This is a genomic window from Stutzerimonas kunmingensis, assembly GCF_002929225.1.
In the GTDB taxonomy this organism is placed as follows: Bacteria; Pseudomonadota; Gammaproteobacteria; order Pseudomonadales; family Pseudomonadaceae; genus Stutzerimonas.
Window position 1 is genome coordinate 20,624 of record NZ_PISM01000020.1, and the last position, 20,562, is coordinate 41,185.

18 protein-coding genes and 1 pseudogene are annotated in these 20,562 nt (G+C 58.1%); all 19 read left to right on the forward strand.

Annotated features, from left to right (window positions below):
- Positions 1-379 precede the first annotated feature (379 nt).
- On the forward strand, positions 380-2,272 hold the full coding sequence (mnmG, locus tag CW305_RS14825; RefSeq protein ID WP_014822277.1) for a tRNA uridine-5-carboxymethylaminomethyl(34) synthesis enzyme MnmG: 1,893 nt from the start codon (positions 380-382) through the stop codon (positions 2,270-2,272).
- Complete coding sequence (gene rsmG / locus CW305_RS14830) at positions 2,272-2,919, forward strand: 16S rRNA (guanine(527)-N(7))-methyltransferase RsmG (protein WP_044313825.1); 648 nt, start codon at positions 2,272-2,274, stop codon at positions 2,917-2,919. Before mnmG ends, rsmG begins: the two co-directional genes overlap by 1 nt.
- 18 nt (positions 2,920-2,937) lie before the next feature.
- Entirely contained in the window at positions 2,938-3,726 is a 789-nt protein-coding gene (locus tag CW305_RS14835) for a ParA family protein (RefSeq protein WP_014822275.1), read from the forward strand.
- Positions 3,727-3,735: 9 nt separating this feature from the next.
- On the forward strand, positions 3,736-4,608 hold the full coding sequence (locus CW305_RS14840) for a ParB/RepB/Spo0J family partition protein (protein WP_014822274.1): 873 nt from the start codon (positions 3,736-3,738) through the stop codon (positions 4,606-4,608).
- A 127-nt stretch (positions 4,609-4,735) separates the two neighbouring features.
- Positions 4,736-5,140 (forward strand): F0F1 ATP synthase subunit I, encoded by a 405-nt coding sequence (locus CW305_RS14845; protein WP_425444917.1) that lies wholly within the window; start codon positions 4,736-4,738, stop codon positions 5,138-5,140.
- A 14-nt stretch (positions 5,141-5,154) separates the two neighbouring features.
- Positions 5,155-6,009 carry a F0F1 ATP synthase subunit A gene (gene atpB, locus CW305_RS14850; RefSeq protein ID WP_023446456.1) on the forward strand — a complete coding sequence of 285 codons (855 nt, stop codon included), beginning with the start codon at positions 5,155-5,157 and terminating at the stop codon, positions 6,007-6,009.
- A 57-nt stretch (positions 6,010-6,066) separates the two neighbouring features.
- Complete coding sequence (gene atpE, locus CW305_RS14855) at positions 6,067-6,294, forward strand: F0F1 ATP synthase subunit C (RefSeq protein ID WP_003290909.1); 228 nt, start codon at positions 6,067-6,069, stop codon at positions 6,292-6,294.
- Positions 6,295-6,386: 92 nt separating this feature from the next.
- Positions 6,387-6,857: a F0F1 ATP synthase subunit B gene (locus CW305_RS14860; protein ID WP_014822271.1), complete on the forward strand. Its 471-nt coding sequence runs from the start codon at positions 6,387-6,389 to the stop codon at positions 6,855-6,857.
- Between the two features lie 12 nt (positions 6,858-6,869).
- Complete coding sequence (locus tag CW305_RS14865; RefSeq protein ID WP_003291824.1) at positions 6,870-7,406, forward strand: F0F1 ATP synthase subunit delta; 537 nt, start codon at positions 6,870-6,872, stop codon at positions 7,404-7,406.
- Positions 7,407-7,421: 15 nt separating this feature from the next.
- On the forward strand, positions 7,422-8,966 hold the full coding sequence (gene atpA, locus CW305_RS14870; RefSeq protein WP_003291823.1) for a F0F1 ATP synthase subunit alpha: 1,545 nt from the start codon (positions 7,422-7,424) through the stop codon (positions 8,964-8,966).
- A gap of 50 nt (positions 8,967-9,016) precedes the next feature.
- Positions 9,017-9,883 carry a F0F1 ATP synthase subunit gamma gene (gene atpG / locus CW305_RS14875; RefSeq protein WP_014822269.1) on the forward strand — a complete coding sequence of 289 codons (867 nt, stop codon included), beginning with the start codon at positions 9,017-9,019 and terminating at the stop codon, positions 9,881-9,883.
- 30 nt (positions 9,884-9,913) lie between these two features.
- Complete coding sequence (gene atpD / locus CW305_RS14880; protein ID WP_003303688.1) at positions 9,914-11,290, forward strand: F0F1 ATP synthase subunit beta; 1,377 nt, start codon at positions 9,914-9,916, stop codon at positions 11,288-11,290.
- A 74-nt stretch (positions 11,291-11,364) separates the two neighbouring features.
- On the forward strand, positions 11,365-11,793 hold the full coding sequence (locus CW305_RS14885) for a F0F1 ATP synthase subunit epsilon (protein WP_003303687.1): 429 nt from the start codon (positions 11,365-11,367) through the stop codon (positions 11,791-11,793).
- A gap of 142 nt (positions 11,794-11,935) precedes the next feature.
- Positions 11,936-13,297 (forward strand): bifunctional UDP-N-acetylglucosamine diphosphorylase/glucosamine-1-phosphate N-acetyltransferase GlmU, encoded by a 1,362-nt coding sequence (gene glmU / locus CW305_RS14890; protein ID WP_104098263.1) that lies wholly within the window; start codon positions 11,936-11,938, stop codon positions 13,295-13,297.
- Positions 13,298-13,427: 130 nt separating this feature from the next.
- Positions 13,428-14,210: a DeoR/GlpR family DNA-binding transcription regulator gene (locus tag CW305_RS14895; protein WP_104098264.1), complete on the forward strand. Its 783-nt coding sequence runs from the start codon at positions 13,428-13,430 to the stop codon at positions 14,208-14,210.
- A gap of 2 nt (positions 14,211-14,212) precedes the next feature.
- Entirely contained in the window at positions 14,213-16,063 is a 1,851-nt protein-coding gene (gene glmS, locus CW305_RS14900) for a glutamine--fructose-6-phosphate transaminase (isomerizing) (protein ID WP_104098265.1), read from the forward strand.
- Between the two features lie 289 nt (positions 16,064-16,352).
- Complete coding sequence (locus CW305_RS14905; protein WP_104098266.1) at positions 16,353-17,210, forward strand: TnsA endonuclease N-terminal domain-containing protein; 858 nt, start codon at positions 16,353-16,355, stop codon at positions 17,208-17,210.
- On the forward strand, positions 17,210-19,390 hold the full coding sequence (locus tag CW305_RS14910) for a Mu transposase C-terminal domain-containing protein (protein WP_104098267.1): 2,181 nt from the start codon (positions 17,210-17,212) through the stop codon (positions 19,388-19,390). Before CW305_RS14905 ends, CW305_RS14910 begins: the two co-directional genes overlap by 1 nt.
- Positions 19,387-20,547: pseudogene (locus tag CW305_RS14915) on the forward strand (ATP-binding protein); the annotation flags it as partial. The gene CW305_RS14910 and the pseudogene CW305_RS14915, both read left to right, overlap by 4 nt.
- Between the last annotated feature and the right edge of the window lie 15 nt (positions 20,548-20,562).

The following is a 20,562-nucleotide window of genomic DNA, read 5'->3' on the forward strand; positions in this document are numbered from 1 at the left end:
GGAAAAGGCCGCCTAAGGGCAGTAGAAAAGTCATGGCGTAAGCTGGTAAAAAAACCCTCTGTGCATAAGATCAACTTTAACCCACAGGATGCTGACGGTATTCACACCGTCAGCGCCCAGCCGCAGCACAGGTTTATCCTTCGCCACAAGGAAGGCCTGCCGAGGGCTCCAAGTGGTTATCCACAGAAATGAGCTTCACCATTTATAAACACATAAATAAGCTTCTTATATATTTCTTCTCTATTTCTAATGTTTATCCACCGACTCGCCTCCGCCAGATGGTTGGTCATTTTTTGCTCAGAGCCCTTCTTTAGCACTGGCTAAATCCCTATACTTCGCGGCTTCCCAAATTCCCATCTGAACAGGCACGAGGTGCGTGGTGGACTTCCCTTCCCGTTTTGACGTGATCGTTATCGGCGGCGGCCATGCCGGCACCGAGGCTGCGCTTGCAGCGGCACGCATGGGCGTGAAGACCCTGCTGCTCAGCCACAATGTGGAAACCCTTGGCCAGATGAGCTGCAACCCGGCCATCGGTGGCATCGGCAAGAGTCATCTGGTCAAGGAAATCGATGCGTTGGGTGGGGCCATGGCGATGGCCACCGACAAGGGAGGCATCCAGTTTCGCGTGCTCAACAGCCGCAAGGGGCCAGCCGTTCGAGCCACCCGAGCGCAAGCTGACCGCGTGCTCTACAAAGCTGCTATTCGTGACACTCTAGAAAACCAGCCGAACCTGTGGATATTTCAACAGGCGGCGGACGACCTCATCGTCGAGCAGGATCAGGTCCGGGGTGTCGTGACCCAGATGGGTCTGCGTTTCCTCGCGGATTCCGTGGTGCTGACCACCGGGACCTTCCTCGGTGGACTTATCCACATTGGCCTGCAGAACTACTCAGGCGGGCGCGCAGGCGATCCGCCTTCGATCGCCCTGGCTCACCGGCTGCGCGAGTTGCCGCTGCGCGTCGGTCGGCTGAAGACCGGTACGCCGCCACGTATCGATGGTCGTTCGGTGGATTTTTCTCTTATGACCGAGCAACCGGGCGACACACCGCTGCCGGTGATGTCGTTCATGGGCAATCGTGAGCAGCACCCGCCGCAGGTCAGCTGCTGGATCACTCACACCAACGCGCGAACGCACGAAATCATTGCCGCCAACCTCGATCGTTCGCCGATGTATTCCGGCGTGATCGAAGGCGTGGGGCCGCGCTACTGCCCGTCGATCGAAGACAAGATCCATCGTTTTGCCGACAAGGACAGCCATCAGGTCTTCCTTGAGCCCGAAGGCCTGACCACTCATGAGCTGTATCCCAACGGCATCTCCACCTCGTTGCCGTTCGATGTGCAGCTGCAGATCGTGCAAAGCATCCGTGGCATGGAGAACGCCCACATCGTGCGGCCGGGCTATGCCATCGAGTACGACTACTTCGACCCGCGCGATCTCAAGTACAGCCTGGAGACCAAGGTGATCGGCGGGCTGTTCTTCGCCGGCCAGATCAATGGCACCACCGGTTACGAAGAAGCTGGTGCCCAGGGACTGCTCGCCGGAGCCAACGCTGCGCTGCGGGCGCAGGGCAAGGACAGCTGGTGTCCGCGCCGCGATGAGGCCTACCTAGGCGTGCTGGTCGATGACCTGATCACCCTCGGTACCCAGGAGCCCTATCGGATGTTCACCTCGCGTGCCGAATACCGGCTGATCCTGCGTGAGGACAATGCCGATCTTCGTCTGACCGAGAAGGGCCGCGAACTGGGTCTGGTGGACGATGCCCGCTGGGCTGCGTTCTGCGCCAAGCGCGAAGGTATCGAGCTCGAGGAGCAGCGCCTGAAGAGTTGCTGGGTTCGTCCCGGCACACCACAGGGCGATGCCATCGCCGAGCGTTTCGGCAGCCCGCTGGCTCGCGAGTACAACCTGCTCAATCTGCTGGCCCGTCCGGAAATCGATTACCAGAGCCTGATCGAACTGACCGGTGACGGTGCGCAGGATCCTCAGGTCGCCGAGCAGGTCGAGATCAAGACCAAGTACGCCGGCTACATCGAACGGCAGCAGGACGAGATCGAACGACTGCGTGCCAGCGAAAACATCGCCTTGCCGGAGAATCTCGACTACACGACGATTCCGGGCCTGTCGAAGGAGATTCAGCACAAGCTCGGTCAGGCAAGGCCTGAGACGCTCGGGCAGGCCTCGCGTATTCCGGGAGTCACTCCCGCTGCGGTGTCGCTGCTGATGATTCATCTGAAGAAGCGCAATGCCGGCCAGCAGCTGGAGCAGAGCGCCTGATGAGTCTGGTCAGCGAATCCCATGCCGCCGAACTCGTGCGCGGCGCCCAGGCGCTCGGTGTCGAGCTGAGTGAAGGGCAACAGCAGCAGTTGCTGGCCTACCTGGCACTGCTGATCAAGTGGAACAAGGCCTACAACCTCACCGCGGTGCGCGATCCCGACGAAATGGTTTCGCGACACCTGCTCGACAGCCTGAGCGTGGTGTCCTTCGTTGCCGAGTCCGGACAGACCTGGCTGGACGTCGGCAGCGGTGGTGGCATGCCTGGCGTGCCGCTGGCGATCATGTTTCCTGATCGCAGCTTCACGCTGCTGGACTCCAATGGGAAAAAAACGCGATTCCTGACGCAGGTGAAGCTGGAGCTGAAACTGGCCAACCTCGAAGTCGTGCACAGCCGCGTCGAGCAGTTCCAGCCGGCGGAAGCCTTCGGCGGCATCACCTCGCGCGCCTTCAGTTCCCTTGAGGACTTCGCCAGCTGGACGCGGCATCTGGGCAATACCCAGACGCGCTGGTTGGCGATGAAGGGCGTGCAGCCGGACGACGAACTGCAACGGCTGCCCGCCGACTTCCGCCTCGATGCCTGTCACGTACTCAAGGTTCCCGGTTGCCAAGGCCAGCGCCATCTGCTGATACTGCGCCGCACTTCATGACCCGGACAGACACTGACCATGGCTAAAGTTTTCGCCATTGCCAACCAGAAGGGCGGTGTCGCAAAGACCACCACCTGCATCAACCTTGCGGCTTCGCTGGTTGCCACGCGCCGTCGCGTGCTGCTGATCGATCTCGACCCCCAGGGCAACGCCACCACTGGTAGCGGTGTGGACAAGCTCGGACTGGAGTACTCGATCTACGACGTACTGATCGGCGAATGCAGCCTGGTGGATGCCATGCAGTTCTCCGAGCACGGCGGCTATCAGTTGCTGCCGGCCAATCGCGACCTGACCGCGGCGGAAGTGGCCCTGCTGAATCTGCCGGCCAAGGAAAAACGCCTGCGTGAAGCACTGGCACCGGTGCGGGAGAACTACGACTACATCCTCATCGATTGCCCGCCGTCGCTGTCGATGCTGACCATCAACGCGCTGGCTGCGTCGGACGGCGTCATCATTCCCATGCAGTGCGAGTATTACGCGCTCGAAGGGCTTACCGATCTGGTCAATTCGATCCAGCGTATCGGCCAGGCGCTCAACCCCAGCCTGAAGATCGAAGGCCTGCTGCGCACCATGTACGACCCGCGCAGCAGTCTGACCAACGATGTATCCGAACAGCTCAAGGCGCATTTCGGCGACAAACTCTACGACACCGTTATCCCGCGCAACGTCCGGCTCGCCGAGGCCCCCAGCCACGGCATGCCGGCGCTGGTCTACGACAAGCAATCCAAGGGCGCTCTGGCCTATCTGGCCCTGGCCGGTGAACTGTCGCGACGCCAGCGCCAGTCGGCGCGTGGCGCCCCCGCATAAGGACTACTCATGGCGACCAAGAAAAGAGGCCTAGGCCGTGGACTCGACGCCCTGCTCGGCGGCGCCAGCGTTTCGGCAATGCAGGAAGAGGCTGCGAAGGTCGATACCCGTGAACTCCAGCACCTGCCACTGGACCTGATCCAGCGCGGCAAGTACCAGCCGCGCCGCGACATGGATCCGCAGGCCCTGGAGGAGCTGGCCCAGTCGATCAAGAACCACGGCGTGATGCAGCCGATCGTGGTGCGTCCCGTCAGCGGTGGCCGTTTCGAGATCATCGCCGGTGAACGTCGCTGGCGCGCCAGCCAGCAGGCCGGGTTGGAGAAGGTGCCGGCGCTGGTTCGCGAAGTGCCGGACGAGGCGGCCATTGCCATGGCGCTGATCGAGAACATCCAGCGCGAAGACCTGAATCCGATCGAGGAAGCCGTCGCGCTGCAGCGCTTGCAACAGGAGTTCCAGCTGACCCAGCAGCAAGTTGCCGACGCGGTAGGCAAGTCGCGTGTCTCGATAAGCAATTTGCTGCGCCTGATTGCGCTGCCGGAAGAGATCAAGACGCTGCTGTCACACGGTGACCTGGAGATGGGCCACGCGCGAGCATTGCTAGGTCTGCCGGCGGAACAGCAGGTCGAAGGCGCGCGGCACGTTGTCGCACGTGGCCTGACCGTGCGCCAGACCGAAGCCCTGGTGCGTCAGTGGTTGAGCAGCAAGGAAACACCGAAAGCCGAAGTCAAGGTCGACCCGGACATCAGCCGTCTGGAGCAGCGCCTGGCGGAACGCTTGGGCTCTCCGGTGCAGATCAAGCACGGACAGAGGGGCAAAGGGCAGCTGGTGATCCGCTACAGTTCGCTGGATGAACTGCAGGGTGTATTGGCCCACATCCGCTGATACAAATTGTTTGTAGTGCCGGTCGGAAAATACTACCGGAGAGTTGAACCCTGGCTGGCCTGCTCCTATACTCGCCGCGCTTTTTTGACTGCGGACAATTATTTACGCGGCCTGCTACAGCGATGGAATTCAGGTGAACATACGCAACAGAACACCCTTCCATCGCCTTCCGGCATTTCGCGTATTGCTGATGCAGGCAATGGTCGTAGTAGTGACCGCTGTCTCATGTGACCTGGTTTTTGGTATGGTCGCCGGCTACTCCGCGCTGTGCGGTGGTTTGATTGCGCTGTCAGCGAACGTGTATTTCGCGTACAAGGCCTTTCGTTACTTTGGCGCACGTTCGACTCAGGCGATCATCCAGTCGTTCTGGTCTGGCGAGATGGGTAAACAGATTCTGGCAGCAGCGCTTTTTGCGTTGGTGTTCGTGGGAGTGAAACCGCTGGAACCGATCGCCTTGTTTGCCGGCTATCTGCTGGTTCTGGCTGTCGGAGCAAGCGCGCTCCTGCTGATGAAAAACAATCCGAAGCATTGAGCATTGAGGCGTTTATGGCGAGTACCCCCGCTGAATATATCCAGCACCACCTGCAAAACCTCACCTACGGCAAGCTGCCGGCAGGTTACGAGCGTGCTGATGGCTCCGTTCTCGATCAGGCCACCTGGACCATCGCTCAGACGGGTCTGGAAGCTCGTGACATGGGCTTCATGGCATTCCACCTGGATACCCTCGGCTGGTCGCTGCTGATGGGCGCCATCTTCATCCTGCTGTTCCGCAGCGCCGCCAAGTCCGCCACGACCGGTGTACCGGGCAAGCTGCAGAACTTCGTCGAGATGTGCGTCGAGTTCGTCGAAGGCGTGGTGAAGGACACCTTCCACGGCCGCAATGCTCTGATCGCTCCGCTGGCGCTGACCATCTTCGTCTGGGTGTTCCTGATGAACAGCCTGAAGTGGATTCCGGTCGACTACATCCCTGGGCTGGCCAGCCTGCTGGGCCTTCCGGCGTTCAAGATCGTGCCAACCGCCGACCCGAACGGTACCTTCGGTCTTTCGCTCGGCGTGTTCATCCTGATTCTCTTCTACAGCGTCAAGGTCAAGGGTTTCGGTGGCTTCAGCAAGGAGCTGGCGTTCACTCCGTTTAACCACTGGTCGCTGGTGCCGTTCAACCTGTTCCTCGAGATTCTCGGCCTGCTGACCAAGCCGCTCAGCCTCGCGCTGCGTCTGTTCGGCAACATGTATGCCGGTGAGGTGGTGTTCATCCTCATCGCTCTGCTGCCGTTCTACGTGCAGTGGACCCTGAATGTGCCTTGGGCGATCTTCCATATCCTGGTGATCCCGCTTCAGGCCTTCATCTTCATGGTACTGACGGTGGTGTACCTGAGCTCTGCCCATGAAGAACATCACTGAAAACCGCTAACGCTTTAACCGAAAAACCTTAACCCCCCTTAGCTTCAGGAGCTTTACATGGAACTCGTCTACATCGCCGCCTCTATCATGATCGGTCTGGGTGCCCTGGGCACCGGTATTGGCTTCGCCCTGCTGGGTGGCAAGCTGCTGGAATCCACTGCTCGTCAGCCTGAGCTGGCTCCCCAGCTGCAAACCAAAACCTTCCTGATGGCCGGCCTGCTCGACGCCGTGCCGATGATCGGCGTTGGTATCGCGATGTACCTCATCTTCGTTGTCGCCGGTTAATCACTTTCCGGTTTGAGATGGGGTTCGCCGGTCGAGCCCCGTCGCCGTGGAATGACTCCCGCGTTGAACGAGATAGCACGAGGTAAATCGCTGTGAACATTAACTTGACGCTGTTCGGTCAAACGCTCGCCTTCGCTATCTTCGTCTGGTTCTGCATGAAGCTCGTCTGGCCGCCAATCACGGCAGCCATGGCAGCGCGCCAGAAGAAGATCGCTGAAGGACTGGATGCGGCAGGCCGTGCGCAGCAAGACCTGAAACTGGCTCAGGACAAGGTGTCCAACACCCTCCGCGAGACCAAGGAGCAGGCAGCCCAGATCATCGAGCAGGCGAACAAGCACGCCAATGCGATCATCGAGGAAGCCAAGCAGCAGGCACGTGTCGAAGGCGAGCGACTGGTCGCCGGCGCCCGCGCCGAGATCGAACAGGAAGTGAACCGTGCCAGGGACCAACTGCGCAATCAGGTAGCGGCTCTTGCCGTCGCCGGTGCGGAGAAGATCCTGGAGTCCCAGGTGGACGCCAAGGTGCACAACGAGCTGGTCGAAAAACTGGCCTCCCAACTCTAAGCGAGGCAAGCGATGATCAATACCCAGACGCTTGCTCGGCCTTACGCGAAAGCCGCTTTCGAGTTTGCCAGCGCCGCAGGGACGACCGAGTCCTGGTCGAAAATGCTGAACCTGGCCGCCATCGCTGTTGAAGTCCCAGAAGTCGCAGCGTTGCTGAACGACCCCCGCCTGACCAGCGAAAGCAAGGTCCAGGGGCTGGTGCGTCTACTCGGTGACGACGCCGACGAAGCTTTCCGCAACTACGTCCAGACCCTTGGCGAGAACGATCGCCTGTCGGTACTGCCGACCGTGTGGGAGCTGTACGAGGACATCAAGGCGCAAGCCGAGAAAACGCTCGAGGCAGAAGTTGAAACCGCCTTCGAGCTCAGCAACGAGCAACTCCAAACTTTGGCTGCCGCCCTGTCGAAGCGGCTAGATCGCACCGTCAACCTCCAGCAGGCTGTGAATCCTGCGCTGATCGGCGGCGTGTTGATTCGCGCCGGTGATGTGGTTGTCGACGGTTCGGTCCGCGGCAAACTGAGCCAGTTGGCCGAATCGTTGAAATCCTGATTTGAGGGTCATGGCATGCAGCAACTGAATCCTTCCGAGATTAGTGAAATCATCAAGCAGCGCATCGAGAAATCGAATGTCGCTGCTCAAGCCCGTAATGAGGGCACCGTCGTCAGCGTTTCTGACGGTATCGTACGTATCTACGGTCTGGCCGACGTCATGTACGGCGAGATGATCGAGTTCCCTGGCGGCATCTTTGGTATGGCACTGAACCTGGAGCAGGACTCCGTAGGTGCCGTGGTTCTGGGTAACTACCTGGGCCTGACCGAAGGCATGAGCGCCAAGTGCACCGGCCGCATCCTTGAAGTTCCGGTTGGTCCGGAACTGCTGGGTCGCGTAGTCGACGCACTGGGTAACCCGATTGATGGCAAAGGCCCGATCAACGCTCAGGCAACTGACGCGGTCGAGAAGGTTGCGCCGGGCGTGATCTGGCGTAAGTCCGTCGACCAGCCGGTGCAGACCGGTTACAAGTCGGTCGACGCCATGATCCCGGTAGGCCGTGGCCAGCGTGAGCTGATCATCGGCGACCGTCAGATCGGCAAGACCGCCCTGGCCATCGACGCCATCATCAACCAGAAGAACAGCGGCATCCGCTGCGTTTACGTTGCCATTGGTCAGAAGCAGTCGACCATCGCCAACGTGGTTCGCAAGCTGGAAGAGCACGGCGCACTGCACAACACCATCGTTGTCGCTGCGTCCGCCTCCGAATCCGCTGCCCTGCAGTACCTGGCGCCTTACGCTGGTTGCACCATGGGCGAGTACTTCCGCGACCGCGGTGAAGACGCGCTGATCGTGTATGACGATCTGTCCAAGCAGGCTGTGGCGTACCGCCAGATCTCCCTGCTGCTGCGTCGTCCGCCGGGACGTGAAGCCTACCCGGGCGACGTGTTCTATCTCCACAGCCGTCTGCTGGAGCGTGCGTCGCGCGTTTCCGAAGAGTATGTCGAGAAGTTCACCAACGGTGCCGTAACTGGCAAGACCGGCTCGCTGACCGCTCTGCCGATCATCGAAACCCAGGCGGGCGACGTTTCCGCGTTCGTTCCGACCAACGTGATTTCCATCACCGACGGTCAGATCTTCCTGGAATCGGCCATGTTCAACGCAGGTATCCGTCCGGCCGTCAACGCCGGTATCTCGGTATCCCGTGTTGGTGGTGCTGCTCAGACCAAGATCGTCAAGAAGCTGTCCGGTGGTATCCGTACCGCTCTGGCTCAGTACCGTGAACTGGCTGCGTTCGCGCAGTTCGCTTCCGACCTCGACGAAGCGACCCGCAAGCAGCTGGAGCATGGTCAGCGCGTTACCGAGCTGATGAAGCAGAAGCAGTACGCGCCGATGTCCATCGCCGACATGTCCCTGTCCCTGTACGCCGCCGAGCGCGGTTTCCTGACGGACGTGGAAGTGGCCAAGGTTGGCGCCTTCGAGCAGGCCCTGATCGCCTTCTTCAACCGCGAGTTCGCCGATCTGATGGCGAAGATCAACGTGAAGGGTGACTTCAATGACGAAATCGACGCAGGCCTGAAGGCCGGTATCGAGAAGTTCAAGGCCACTCAAAGCTGGTAAGCCGCAGCGGGAGCCGTGAGGCTCCCGCCTGCTAACCCGATAGGTGTCAAATGGCAGGCGCAAAAGAGATTCGCAGCAAGATTGCGAGCATCAAAAGCACGCAGAAGATCACCAGCGCCATGGAAAAGGTGGCGGTCAGCAAGATGCGCAAGGCACAGATGCGCATGGCTGCCAGCCGCCCTTATGCGGAGCGGATCCGGCAGGTAATCGGCCATCTGGCCTTTGCCAACCCGGAATACCGTCATCCGTTCATGGTAGAGCGTCCGGTCAAGCGTGTCGGCTACATCGTCGTGTCGACCGATCGTGGTCTTTGCGGTGGCCTGAACATCAACCTGTTCAAGGTCCTGATCAAGAACATGAAGGAGTGGCACGATCAGAAGGTCGAAGTCGACCTCTGCGTGATCGGCAACAAAGGCGCGAGCTTCTTCCGCAGCTTCGGCGGCAACGTCGTCGCAGCGATTGGCAACCTCGGCGAAGAGCCATCGATCAATGATCTGATCGGCAGCGTCAAGGTCATGCTGGACGGCTTCCACAATGGCCGTATCGATCGCTTGTACCTGGTATCCAACAAGTTCATCAACACCATGACCCAGAAGCCCACGGTCGACCAACTGCTGCCGCTGGCCGCAGACGAGAACGCCGAGCCGGTCAAGAAAGGTCAGTGGGACTACCTCTACGAGCCGGACGCCCAGCAGCTGCTGGATGCTCTGCTGGTACGGTTCATCGAGTCCCAGGCCTATCAGGCGGTGGTTGAGAACGGCGCAGCCGAACAGGCCGCGCGGATGATTGCCATGAAGAACGCAACCGACAACGCCGGTGAGCTGATCGGCGACCTGCAACTGGTCTACAACAAGGCCCGTCAGGCTGCGATCACTCAGGAAATTTCGGAAATCGTCGGCGGCGCTGCCGCGGTTTAAGAACGGTTCAAATATTCAGAGGAACCAAACATGAGTAGCGGACGTATCGTTCAAATCATCGGCGCCGTTATCGACGTGGAATTTCCGCGCGATGTGGTACCGAACGTCTATGACGCGCTGAAAGTTCAAGGCGCCGAGACCACCCTGGAAGTCCAGCAGCAGCTGGGCGACGGCATTGTCCGTACCATCGCCATGGGTTCGACCGAAGGCCTCAAGCGTGGCCTGGACGTCGTCAACACCGGCACCGGTATCTCCGTACCGGTCGGCAAGCAGACCCTGGGCCGCATCATGGACGTCCTGGGTAACCCCATCGACGAAGCCGGCCCGATCGGTGAAGAAGAGCGCTGGACCATCCACCGCGCTGCTCCGTCCTACGCAGAGCAGGCTGGCGGCAACGAGCTGCTGGAAACCGGCATCAAGGTTATCGACCTGGTCTGCCCGTTCGCCAAGGGCGGTAAGGTCGGTCTGTTCGGTGGTGCCGGTGTAGGCAAGACCGTAAACATGATGGAGCTGATCCGTAACATCGCGATGGAGCACAGCGGTTACTCCGTGTTCGCCGGTGTGGGTGAGCGTACTCGTGAAGGTAACGACTTCTATCACGAGATGAAGGACTCCAACGTTCTGGACAAGGTTGCCCTGGTTTACGGCCAGATGAACGAGCCGCCGGGAAACCGTCTGCGCGTTGCACTGACCGGCCTGACCATGGCCGAGAAGTTCCGTGACGAAGGTCGTGACGTTCTGCTTTTCGTCGACAACATCTACCGCTACACCCTGGCCGGTACCGAAGTATCCGCGCTGCTGGGTCGTATGCCTTCCGCGGTAGGTTATCAGCCGACTCTGGCCGAAGAGATGGGCGTTCTGCAGGAGCGTATCACCTCCACCAAGAACGGCTCGATCACCTCGGTACAGGCCGTATACGTACCTGCAGACGACCTGACCGACCCGAGCCCGGCGACCACCTTCGCCCACCTCGACGCCACCGTCGTACTGTCGCGTGACATCGCCTCCCTGGGTATCTACCCGGCGGTCGATCCGCTCGACTCGACTTCGCGTCAGCTGGATCCGCTGGTGATTGGCCAGGAGCACTACGACACCGCTCGCGGCGTTCAGTACGTGCTGCAGCGCTACAAAGAGCTGAAGGACATCATTGCGATCCTCGGTATGGACGAACTGTCCGAGACCGACAAGCAGCTGGTATCCCGCGCTCGTAAGATCCAGCGCTTCCTGTCTCAGCCGTTCTTCGTGGCCGAAGTCTTCACTGGCTCGCCAGGCAAGTACGTTCCGCTGAAGGAAACCATCCGTGGTTTCTCCGGCATCCTCAATGGCGACTACGACCATCTGCCGGAACAGGCGTTCTACATGGTCGGCAGCATCGACGAAGCCATCGAGAAAGCCAAGAAACTGTAACTGGCGCGCCCGTTCGCGGGCGCCAACCAGCCTGACCGGCAGCTGCTGGTCAGGCTGATTACCGAGGCATGAACATGGCTATGACAGTGCATTGCGACATCGTCAGTGCGGAAGAAGAGCTGTTCTCGGGGCTGGTGGAAATGGTCGTCGCCCACGGCAACCTGGGTGACATCGGCGTTCTGCCGGGTCACGCGCCGCTGCTGACTGATCTCAAGCCGGGTCCGGTTCGAGTGATCAAGCAGGGTGGTGACGAGGAGATCTTCTACATCTCCGGCGGCTTCATCGAAGTGCAGCCGAACATGGTGAAGGTTCTCGCCGATACCGCTACGCGCGCCAAGGACATCGACGAAGCTGCCGCTCAGGCTGCCGTCAAAGCTGCCGAGAAGGCCCTGCACGAGAAGGGCGCGGAGTTCGATTACGGCTCCGCCGCCGCTCGCCTGGCCGAGGCCGCAGCCCAGCTGCGAACCATCGAGGCAATGCGCAAGAAGTACGGCCGACACTGATCGGCAAGCGACTTCATCGCGCACGAGTAAAAGGGTAGCCTTGGCTACCCTTTTTCTTTTTCTGCCATTTGTCGGCGCTGATACCAGCTGCACTCTTATGTACGGGTGAGCTGACGGGCCGATACCGCTCAGGAATCGCTTCATGTCTCTCGATATCGTCATTCTCGCCGCTGGCCAGGGCACGCGCATGCGTTCGGCGCTGCCCAAGGTTCTGCATCCGGTCGCCGGAAAATCCATGCTCGGGCACGTGATCGACACCGCGCGTGCATTGCAGCCGAAAAGCATCCAGGTGGTTATTGGCCACGGTGCCGAGCAGGTGCGCCAGCGACTGGCCGGCGATGATCTCGCCTTCGTCGTTCAGGCCGAGCAGCTGGGAACCGGCCATGCTGTAGCCCAGGCGTTGCCGAATCTGTCGGCCGAGCGCGTGCTGATCCTTTACGGTGACGTACCACTGATCGAAGCCGACACCCTGCAGCGGCTGTTGCAGAAGGTCGGGCCGGAGCAACTCGCGCTGCTGACGGTGAAGCTTGACGACCCAACCGGCTATGGACGCATCGTCCGCGACGCACGCGGCGAAGTGCGGGCTATCGTCGAGCACAAGGATGCCAGCGACGAGCAGAAGGCGATCCGCGAGGGCAATACCGGGATTCTCGCCGTACCGGGCAGCCGTATCGGCGAATGGCTGGGTCGCCTGTCCAACAGCAATGCCCAGGGCGAGTACTACCTGACTGACGTCATCGCCATGGCTGTGGCCGACGGTCTGCGCGTGGCCACCGAGCAGCCGCTGGACGCCATGGAAGTGCAAGGCGCCAACGACCGTATCCAGCTGGCCGAGCTGGAACGCCATTACCAGCAGCGTGCCGCTCGTCGTTTGATGGCCCTGGGCGTGACGCTGCGCGACCCGGCACGTTTCGATCTGCGTGGTGAGGTGGAGGTCGGGCGAGACGTGCTGATCGACGTGAATGTGGTGCTCGAAGGCACGGTGGTCATCGAAGACGACGTGCAGATCGGACCGAACTGCGTGATCAAGGACAGCACCCTGCGCCGAGGCGCGGTGGTCAAGGCCAACTCTCACCTCGAGGGAGCGGTGGTCGGCGAAGGCGCCGATTGTGGTCCGTTCGCTCGCCTGCGTCCAGGCAGCGTGCTTGGCGCCAAGGCGCATGTCGGCAACTTCGTCGAGCTGAAGAACGCGACCCTCGGCGATGGCGCCAAGGCCGGGCATCTCAGCTACCTCGGTGACGCCGAGATCGGCGCGCGGACCAACATCGGTGCCGGTACCATCACTTGCAACTACGATGGCGCCAACAAATTCAGGACGGTGATGGGCGAGGACGTTTTCATCGGCTCCAACAGTTCGCTGGTTGCACCGCTGAATCTCGGTGATGGCGCAACGACCGGCGCCGGTTCGACGATCACCGAGGACGTGCCGGCCCATACCCTGGGCCTCGGCCGCGGTCGCCAGCGCAATATCGAAGGCTGGCAGCGACCGAAGAAGCAGTCGTAGATCCGCGTTTGGCGCGGGATGCCGGCCTGCTCCCCGCTGGCGGTGGGCGACGCCGGATCGCCAGCAGCTTGCAGCTCATAAGCACTTATGTTTTGATTCGCGCCGTTATCTTTCGAATCGAAACATATCTATGTCGAAGCGCAACACCCCACAACGTCGTCATGCGATCCTCGCCTTGCTCAACGAGCTCGGCGAGGTCAGTGTGGATGAGCTGTCGCGGCGCTTCGAAACCTCGGAAGTCACCATCCGCAAGGACCTCGCTGCGCTGGAGAAAAATGGCCTGTTACTGCGCCGCTACGGCGGTGCGGTTCCGCTGCCTCAGGAGCTGATCGGCGACAGCGTGCAGCCCGTTTCGCCCTGGAAGCAGGCGATCGCCCGTGCTGCGGTTGGCTGCATCCGCGAGCACGCGCGGATCATCATCGACAGCGGCACCACCACGGCGGCGATGATTCCTCAGCTCGGCCACAAGTACGGGCTGGTGGTGATGACCAATTCGCTGAATGTGGTCAATGCCCTGCGCGAGCTGGAACACGAGCCGGTGCTGCTGATGACTGGCGGCACCTGGGACCCGCATTCGGAGTCGTTCCAGGGCCAGGTGGCCGAGCAGGTCCTGCGTTCCTACGACTTCGACCAGCTGTTCATCGGCGCCGACGGTATCGATCTGGAGCGCGGCACCACCACCTTCAACGAGCTGCTGGGGTTGTCCCGCGTGATGGCCGACGTCGCCCGTGAAGTCATCGTGCTCGCCGAGGCCGACAAGATCGGTCGGCGCATCCCCAATCTTGAGCTGCCCTGGAGCAGCGTGCACACCCTGATCACCGATGAGCGCCTCAGCGACGAGGCGCGCAGCAGCATCCTGGCCCGCGGCGTCAAACTGATCTGCGTGGCCGTCGAAACCAATCTGGAGACCTGAGCATGTGTGGCATCGTTGGCGCCGTCGCCGAACGCAACATCACCGCGATCCTTCTCGAGGGCCTCAAGCGCCTGGAATACCGTGGCTATGACAGTGCCGGCGTTGCCGTGCTGGACGAGAACGGCACACTCGAGCGTCTGCGCCGTAATGGCAAGGTCGCCGAACTGGAGCAGGCTCAGCAACACACGCAGCTGGCCGGCCGCCTGGGCATTGCGCATACCCGCTGGGCAACCCATGGCGCGCCCTGCGAGCGCAATGCCCATCCGCATTTCTCCGGTGATGATCTGGCCGTGGTGCACAACGGCATCATCGAGAACCACGAGGCGCTGCGGGCTCAGCTCAAGGAGATGGGTTACGTATTCGTCTCGGATACCGACACCGAAGTCATCGTGCACCTGCTGCACCACAAGCTCGATTCGCTCGGCGACCTCACCGCTGCGCTGAAGGCGGCGGTCAAGGAACTGCATGGCGCCTACGGACTGGCGGTGATCAGTGCGCGGCAACCGGATCGCCTGCTCGCCGCGCGCAGCGGCAGCCCGCTGGTGATCGGTCTGGGCCTGGGCGAAAACTTCCTCGCCTCGGACCAGCTGGCGCTGCGTCAGGTCACCGACCGTTTCATGTATCTGGAAGAGGGCGACATCGCCGAAATCCGCCGCGATGCGGTGCAGATCTGGGATGTCGACGGCCAGCCGGTGCAGCGCGAGGCCGTGCAGTACCACGAAGGTGCCGAGGCGGCGGACAAGGGCGAGTACCGCCACTTCATGCTCAAGGAGATTCACGAGCAGCCGAAGGTGGTGCAGCGCACTCTGGAAGGCCGGCTAGGCGATCATCAGGTCCTGGTGCAGGCGTTCGGACCGCAAGCCGCCGAGCTGTTCGCCAAAGTGCGCAATGTGCAGATCGTCGCCTGTGGCACCAGCTATCACGCCGGCATGGTCGCGCGTTACTGGCTGGAGGAACTGGCCGGCATACCCTGTCAGGTCGAGGTTGCCAGCGAATTCCGCTACCGCAAGGTGGTGGTGCAGCCGGACACCCTGTTCGTCACCATCTCCCAGTCCGGCGAGACGGCCGATTCGCTGGCAGCGCTGCGTAACGCCAAGGCGCGCTCCGAGCAGGAAGGTCGCTATCTGGCGAGCCTGGCGATCTGCAACGTCGGCATCAGTTCGCTGGTGCGCGAATCGGACCTGACCCTGCTCACCCAGGCCGGCCCGGAAATCGGCGTGGCTTCGACCAAGGCCTTCACCACCCAGCTGGTTGGTCTGCTGTTGCTGACGCTGTCGCTGGGCCAGGTCCGGGGCACGCTTTCCCCTGCGCTGGAGGCCGAACTGGTCGACGAGCTGCGCCGGCTGCCGACCCGCCTGGGCGAGGCGCTGGCGATGGACGCTACGGTGGAGAAGATTTCCGAGCACTTCGCCGAGAAGCATCACACCCTGTTCCTCGGCCGCGGCGCTCAGTATCCGGTGGCGATGGAGGGGGCGCTCAAGCTCAAGGAAATCTCCTACATCCATGCCGAGGCCTACCCGGCCGGTGAGCTCAAGCACGGCCCGCTGGCCCTGGTGGACGCCGACATGCCGGTGGTCACGGTGGCGCCGAACAACGAGTTGCTCGAGAAGCTCAAGTCCAACCTGCAGGAAGTGCGCGCCCGTGGTGGCGAGCTGATCGTCTTTGCCGATCGTGAAGCCGGGTTCGACAACGGTGAAGGGATCTTCGTGGTGAACATGCCGCATATCCACGATGCTCTGGCGCCGATCCTCTATACCCTGCCGCTGCAACTGCTGTCGTATTACGTTGCCGTGTTGCGCGGTACCGATGTCGACCAGCCACGCAACCTCGCCAAGTCCGTCACGGTGGAATGACCGGCAAACGCGCCAGAGAGCGTGTTGGTTTTTGCCAAAAAATATTGTCAAAAGACAAAATATTTTGACAGCAGACAAAATTATATGACAAAAGGTAAGCCTCTGATTTACAACACTTTATCAGAGGCTGCTCGCCCGCCTATCTGGAATCACGTATACGCTGACCAAACGGAGCTAATCTGTCTTCGCGTTTTAAAACTTATCCACAGCCAGTGAAGTGTCCTAGGACTTTTGAGCGAATTTTCAAACTTTGGATGATGGGTGTGGCTGAAGGCACCGGGAGGCTTGTTTGCGAGGTCGTAGCTTTAGAACCCAGTCCGACATTGATCGGCATATCGAAAAAGGTTTTGGGCAAGGGAGTCTAGAGCACTACGTACCATGGCTACGGGTGCAGGATGTTCCATCTCACGGGCGGTCTCGCAAGATACATGGAACCAAGGTCAATCGTCTTCATCACCTTCTTTCTGATTTGGAATATGGCTACCTACTTCTGCTTGAGTTTTCTGACCGGGTAATAGATATCAGAGAGCAATATCCCCTTTTGCCTCAATCGTCAGCGCAATCGATTGCTAACGCGTTGAATATCTCTTACCCGGTTTATCCGGGAACAAAAGTTCCTTTGGTGATGACCACCGATTTCTTAATCACGCTGCGTCAGCCTGACGGAAGCAGCAGGTTAGTTGCGCGTACAATCAAATACTCTGATTCATTTGACTCGGGCCGAGGACTTAAGCGCACTTTAGAAAAGTTGAAGATAGAACGAGAATTTTGGAAAAGTCGCGACATTGACTGGACCGTCGTTACGGAAAAAAACATACCTGCAATCCTGAGCAGTAACTTAGATTGGTTTCGAAAAGGGGCTGCGCTAAAAAGGGAGCTACAGCAACGTACATTGATCGTTAGTTTCCTCGATGAGGTTAATAGCATGCGAGAGTTTCAATGGCCTCTTGAGCGTATGCTCAGGAGTATTGCTAATTCGCTATTTATCCCTTATAGCGACGCCAAAAACATATTTATGCACCTAGTCTGGAATAAGTATATAACTCTTAATCTAGTAGCCGAGCGGCTAACGATGAAGAGTGTTTTGATAATCGCAAATGTCTTGTACCCCGCCGAAGATTATAGATATGAGAGCAGGGCTAGCTGATGTCATATCTAAATATCAACGACGTAATTGAACCAGTTACCGAAACCACAGAGTTGCAACGATTGGCCAGGGTGCTTTGGCTGGATGCTATAAGCGATCAGGTCGTACTTTTTGACATGACAGAGACACCCAAAAGACCTTGGGTGATGCGTTTGTCAGAGCTAAGAAGTATTTTGGATAATGGTGATATAAAGACGGCAACTATCGTACCTAGCCCCTTTATGTTGCGGATTGAAGAAGATCTTTCTGAAAAAGAGAAATATTTTCGTGATAAAAACTGGCGGCGTATCCAGAATTTGATTGAGACGGAAATTCCGGGAGAGATATTTCAGCCTGGAGCTATGGGGCGCTTAATAGCTGACCAAGCGCTAAAGTTAGAAATACACAAAAAAACTATATATCGACTACTGTACCGATACTGGATGAACGGCCAGGTACGTAACGCGTTACTACCTGATCGTTTTAACTCTGGAGGTCCAGGTAAGAACAAACAGTATAGGGATGGAAAAAAACCCGGCCGCAAAGTTTATTTTCAAGGGGTGGAAGCTGATACTCAGTCAAAGGTACTGACGGAGGCCGACAAGAACTGCATAAAGGTAGGCTTTTCTTTATTTGCAACCGGAAAAGTAGGCACTATCACTGATGCTTACATAAAAATGCTCAGGCGTTTTTATACATCAAAAACGCAGCCAGGATATTGTATAGAGCCACCACTGCTCCCCGCAAATGAACTACCAACGGCTAGGCAGTTCGCATATTGGGGGCACAAAGCGTATGACGATATTACTGTTCTTAGAGGAAGAAGCGGTGAGCGAAATTGGCAAAAGGATCATCGCCCGTTAATTGGTACTGTTCGAGATGGCCTTCGTGGTCCTTGCCATTTGTTTGAAATAGACGCTACTGTGGCAGATATATATCTGGTCAGTCGATACAGTCGAGACTGGATTATTGGCCGTCCTGTCATTTATGTGATAATTGATACTTTCTCAGGGATGATCACTGGTGTTTATGTAGGCCTTGAAGGGCCGAGTTGGAACGGTGCCCGTCAGGCACTGTTTAATGCGTTTACTCAGAAGAAGGAATTTTGCGCGGATAATGGTGTTGATATTACTCCGGACGAATGGCCTTGCCACCACTTACCTCATGAAATCTTTGCTGACAGAGGCGAGATGTTGGGGCAGGCTGCAGAAGGCCTGGCCTCAGGGCTCAGGATAAACCTTGGTATAGCTCCTCCTTATCGACCGGACTGGAAGGCTATCGTAGAGAGCAGTTTCAAAGTTCTGAACGTTACTACCCAAATACATTGGATCCCCGGTGCAGTGCGTAAGAGGAATAAAGAACGGGGAGAGCGTGATTATAGGCTGGATGCTACGCTCAATTTGGCAGAGTTCACGAAGATTATTATTCAGGGAATACTCCATTATAATAAGCACAATCGGCAGCCCGACCGCCTTACCAAAGAAATGATAGCCGATCAGGTGGAACCTACCCCAATAGGTATATGGAGTTGGGCGCTCCGGAATGATCGAATCGATGAAAATACCCAGGCTGACGAACTTATCTACCTACATCTTTTACCCCGAGATAGGGGTTCTATACAAAAGGGAGGGATTAAGTTCAAGGGTATGTTTTACATTTGTGACTTGGCCGTTGAGCAGAACTGGTTTGCTAGAGCAAGACATAGAGGGGTTAGCAGCATTCTTTGTTGGTATGACCCTAACAGCACTGAGCATATTTGGATCCAAAATAATCAAGGTAAATTTCTACGCTGTGATCTAAGGAAATCTGAAATTCGCTATCACGGGTACCGGTTTGATGAAGTTATAGACATGCTCGCCATCATCAAACAAGAATCCCCAGACAGCAAGTACACCAAGCTAGTCGGTAAAGTCTCGCTAGATGGAGAAATATCTGGTGTCGTTAAAGCTGCGAAAAAAGATAAATCCTTAACAACTCAAGTTTCGTCCAAGTCTGAAAAGATGGGTAACATTCGTAGTAATAGAGCTAACGAACGCTTGCAAGAACGTAAGGATTCGTTCGTACCGGATGACTTGCGATCTTCTGTCCCGCCGCAATCCGACGCGATTTCTAGCGTTGGTGTTGCGGAAAATTACGCGGGTGCCCGCAGCGCCGAGGTCATTGACCTGCTGAGTCGGCTTCGTCCAGGAGCTAAAAAATGACCGTACTTACGCATGCGGTCGCGCGGTATGAGGAATCGCCTGTTTTGGAGTTCCAAGGGAACCCGTTGATAGAGGCGTTACCGCCAATCCTCTGTGAGAGCGATGCGGCCTCGTTGATCATGAATTTTCCGCCTGTGAACGAGCATGAGCGCGAACTCGATAGCGCGGTCCGCCTTCACTGCATCGATCGCTTACGTACGGTCGTTCAGCCTTTGCCGGTACATCTTGAACTGGAATCAACTCTTTCTTCTTTGATTCGTAGTGGATATGTAGGGCGTAATCCGCTTTCGCCGACGACCGTAAGACACCTTCACTCGCTTTCAACGAGCAGAAGGACATCTGATGGGTTTCGGTCCACTGCAACGACCTTCAGCTTGGTTGGGTTGAGTGGGATCGGAAAATCGACGGCACTTGAATCAATCCTTCGTCTTTATCCGCAGACAGTTCTCCATGAACGCTACGGAAAGCGTCAGTTTGTACAAACTCAAATCACTTGGTTAAAGCTGGATTGCCCGTTCGATGGATCGCTAAGCGGTTTGTGCCGGGCGTTCTTCCGAGCAGTGGATCAGGCTATTGGACAAGACCGATATGCAAACAGCTACCGCTCTCGGAGTGGCTTACCCGACACGATTCAACGTATGGAACAGGTCGCGAGTACCTATTTTATAGGCGCATTGCTAATCGACGAAATTCAGCATCTTCGATCGGCTCGAGCCGGTGGAAAAGACAACATGCTCAATTTCTTTGTCAACCTGATCAATTCGATTGGCATCCCCGTTGTGTTCATTGGGACTAACTCAATGATCAGCCTGTTTTCGGACGTGCTTCGAAATGCTCGACGTGGATGTGGTCTTGGCGTTATAGAGTTTGAAAGGTTCGAGAAGGACGATCCTTTCTGGAAGATGTTGGTTGAGTCCTTGTGGGCCTATCAATGGTGCCGTGAAGTTAGTCCGCTGACGGATGAGTTACTCGACGTACTCTATGATTTGACTCAGGGTGTCACCGATTTCCTGGTTAAGCTAGTTATCCTAGGCCAGCGTTTTGCTATTCAGCACGGCGAGGAGCGCCTCGTTCCAAGCACATTCAGACGCGTGGCCGATACCAAGATGAAAATCCTGAAACCGGCATTGTCGGCCTTACGTAGTCGGGACCCTAGTGGCCTGAGCGGTTAG

Excerpts from the sequence above, each read along its gene's own strand:
- rsmG (WP_044313825.1), top strand. The coding sequence starts at position 2,272 with ATGAGTCTGGTCAGCGAATCCCATGCCGCCGAACTCGTGCGCGGCGCC.
- CW305_RS14835 (WP_014822275.1), top strand. The coding sequence starts at position 2,938 with ATGGCTAAAGTTTTCGCCATTGCCAACCAGAAGGGCGGTGTCGCAAAG.
- CW305_RS14840 (WP_014822274.1), top strand. The coding sequence starts at position 3,736 with ATGGCGACCAAGAAAAGAGGCCTAGGCCGTGGACTCGACGCCCTGCTC.
- atpB (WP_023446456.1), top strand. The coding sequence starts at position 5,155 with ATGGCGAGTACCCCCGCTGAATATATCCAGCACCACCTGCAAAACCTC.
- atpE (WP_003290909.1), top strand. The coding sequence starts at position 6,067 with ATGGAACTCGTCTACATCGCCGCCTCTATCATGATCGGTCTGGGTGCC.
- CW305_RS14865 (WP_003291824.1), top strand. The coding sequence starts at position 6,870 with ATGATCAATACCCAGACGCTTGCTCGGCCTTACGCGAAAGCCGCTTTC.
- atpA (WP_003291823.1), top strand. The coding sequence starts at position 7,422 with ATGCAGCAACTGAATCCTTCCGAGATTAGTGAAATCATCAAGCAGCGC.
- atpG (WP_014822269.1), top strand. The coding sequence starts at position 9,017 with ATGGCAGGCGCAAAAGAGATTCGCAGCAAGATTGCGAGCATCAAAAGC.
- atpD (WP_003303688.1), top strand. The coding sequence starts at position 9,914 with ATGAGTAGCGGACGTATCGTTCAAATCATCGGCGCCGTTATCGACGTG.
- CW305_RS14885 (WP_003303687.1), top strand. The coding sequence starts at position 11,365 with ATGGCTATGACAGTGCATTGCGACATCGTCAGTGCGGAAGAAGAGCTG.
- glmU (WP_104098263.1), top strand. The coding sequence starts at position 11,936 with ATGTCTCTCGATATCGTCATTCTCGCCGCTGGCCAGGGCACGCGCATG.
- CW305_RS14895 (WP_104098264.1), top strand. The coding sequence starts at position 13,428 with ATGTCGAAGCGCAACACCCCACAACGTCGTCATGCGATCCTCGCCTTG.
- glmS (WP_104098265.1), top strand. The coding sequence starts at position 14,213 with ATGTGTGGCATCGTTGGCGCCGTCGCCGAACGCAACATCACCGCGATC.
- CW305_RS14910 (WP_104098267.1), top strand. The coding sequence starts at position 17,210 with ATGTCATATCTAAATATCAACGACGTAATTGAACCAGTTACCGAAACC.